We start from the raw sequence: 2,345 nt of genomic DNA, 5'->3' as shown, positions 1-2,345 counted from the left end.
TCGGTGATCAGGCCGCCCATGAAGAGATAGGGCAAGGTGCCGCCGGCGCTGGTCAGGATCGGCAGCAAGGCGTTACGCAGCACGTGGCGGCCCAGCACGATGCTTTCCCTCAAGCCCTTGGCACGCGCGGTGCGCACATAGTCCTTGCCCGCCTCTTCCAGGAAGAGGGTGCGATAAAAGCGCGCCTGCCCGGCCAGGCTGGCCAGCAGCATCAGCCCGATGGGCAGCACCAGGAAACGGATGGCATCAAGCCCATGGGCATAGCCCGAGATGGGGGCCAGACGGGCCATGCGCGAGAACAGGTACTGCCCCACGATGATGTAGAACAGGCTGGAGATCGACATCATGAACACGCACAGCACCACGCCCCAGAAGTCGATGCGTGTGCCCCGGAACATGACCAGCCACAGCGCAAAGGTCACGCTGGCCAGCAGGCCCAGCACGAACAGGGGCACAGTCAACTGCAGGCTGACGGCCATGCGCTTCTTGATCTGGTAGCCGATGTCGCCCGCGCTGTCGTTGTCGGCCCGCCCGAAGTCGAACACGAACAGGGACACCGAGCGGTCCCAGAAGACCGTGTCGGTGACCTTGTCCGTACCCTGGGCCTGCTCGTTGTAGAGCATGGGCTTGTTGTAGCCGCGCTCGGCCTTCCACTTTTCAATCTGATCGGGGGTGACACGCTTGCCGCCGATGTTCATGCGCGCCATGTCGTCCGTCGTGTTGACAGTGAAGAACAGCACGAAGGTGATCAGGTTCACCCCGATCAGGATCAGCACGCCATAGCCCAGGCGCCTCAGGATGTAGTGGAGCATCAGGCTTCTCCCCGGAACGCCGCCAGGGCGGTCTGCCGCTCACGGGCTCTGAACACACGCACGGCCCACCAGGCCATGCCCGCCACCGTCAGCACCAGCAAGGCGATGGGCCAGTAGACGGGGCGGTTCCACTCGCGCAGACTGCGGCTGCGGTCGGCCGTGTCCAGCCGGTAGTACTGCGCCTGGTCACGCACCATGATGCTGGGCTTGCCGTTGAGCACCCAGCGGTGGTACGCCCCGGAGGCATAGGGGAAGTAGCCCCAGGACCAGGGCGCATCCTCCTGCAGGATGCGCACCATCTGGTCGATCACGGCCTGTTTGGCCGGGCCGTCGTCCATGAAGCGCAACTGGCTGTAGAGCTTGTCGTACTCGGGGTTCTGGTAGTTGGCGGCGTTCTCGCCGTCGTGGACCGATTTGGCCCCCGGGCCGTAAAGCAGGAAGAGGAAGTTCTCGGCATCAGGGTAGTCGGCCAGCCAGCCCCAACTGAAGATCTGATGCTTGCCCCGGCGGATCTTGTCCTGGAACTGGTTGTAGTCGGTGGCGCGCACCTCCAGCTGGATGCCCAGCTTGGCGAACTGCTTGCTCATCCAGTCCAGCGTGGCCTTGGCCTCGGGGGTGGCCGGGCGGCCGTAGTCGTAGTACAGCACCAGGGGCTTGCCACTGCGGGCATCGCGCCCGTCGGGGTAACCAGCCTCGGCCAGCAGCCGGCGCGCATCCGCGATGGGGCGACGCACCGCCTGGCCATCGACCCAGCGGTGGGTGACGGGGTTCATGCCCTCGCGCGTGCCATGACGCGAGCCGAACACCCCCCCGGGCAAGGGCCCCTGGGCGACCTCACCGGCGGCCTTGGGGAAGATGCGGTTGAACTCATCCCAGTCGATGGCAATCGACAGGGCCTGGCGCAGCTTGCGGTTCTTGATGCGCTGCTCGGGCGTATTGCCCTGGCCGATGACAGGATCCAGCCAGTTGAAGCCCATGTAGCTGCTCGACAGATCGACCGTGCGCGGCAGCCGGATGCCCTTGTCGGTGAACTCCTTGTTCACCTTGTCCGAGTCTTCCATCTGGATGCGGTAGGCGTTGCCATAGCTCATCTGATCGAACTCGGGCACATCCAGGAAACCCTGGCGGAACTTGGCGTCCTGCGGCACGGCTTCTTTTTCCATGCTGAAGACAATGGTGTCCACGAAGGGCATCTTCTGGCCGCAGTCCTTGAGGCGCCCTTCGGCCTGATCCTGGGGCATGCCCTCGCAGGGATAGGGCTCGCCACGGTAGTTGGGGTTGCGCTTGAGCACATGGCGGCGGTCCTGCACCACCTCGGCCATCATGTAGGGGCCTGTGCCCACGGGCCAGGTGTTGAGCGACAGCCCATTGCCGGCCATGCCCGGCTGCGCGTAAAAGGCATCGGCCTCCCAGGGGATGGGGGCGGTGAAGGTCATGGACAGCCAGTACTTCCACTGCGGGTACTTGCCTTTGATGCGGATGCGCAGGGTGTGCTTGTCCAGCGCCTGGGCGCCCGCCAGCGGCCAGCGGCGG

At 64.9% G+C, this 2,345-nt stretch carries 2 protein-coding genes; both read right to left on the bottom strand.

From position 1 onward, the window contains the following. A partial coding sequence (locus VFW84_RS15070; RefSeq protein ID WP_329681283.1) for an ABC transporter permease occupies positions 1–812 on the bottom strand: 812 nt, incomplete at its 3' end. Further along, on the bottom strand, positions 812–2,345 hold a 1,534-nt coding region (locus VFW84_RS15065; RefSeq protein ID WP_329681282.1), incomplete at its 5' end, for an ABC transporter substrate-binding protein. The genes VFW84_RS15065 and VFW84_RS15070, both read right to left, overlap by 1 nt.

It is taken from the genome of Aquabacterium sp., assembly GCF_036279655.1.
In the GTDB taxonomy this organism is placed as follows: domain Bacteria; phylum Pseudomonadota; class Gammaproteobacteria; order Burkholderiales; family Burkholderiaceae_C; genus Aquabacterium.
The sequence above is the reverse complement of the archived record's forward strand: the minus strand, read 5'-3'. Positions and strand labels throughout refer to the sequence as shown.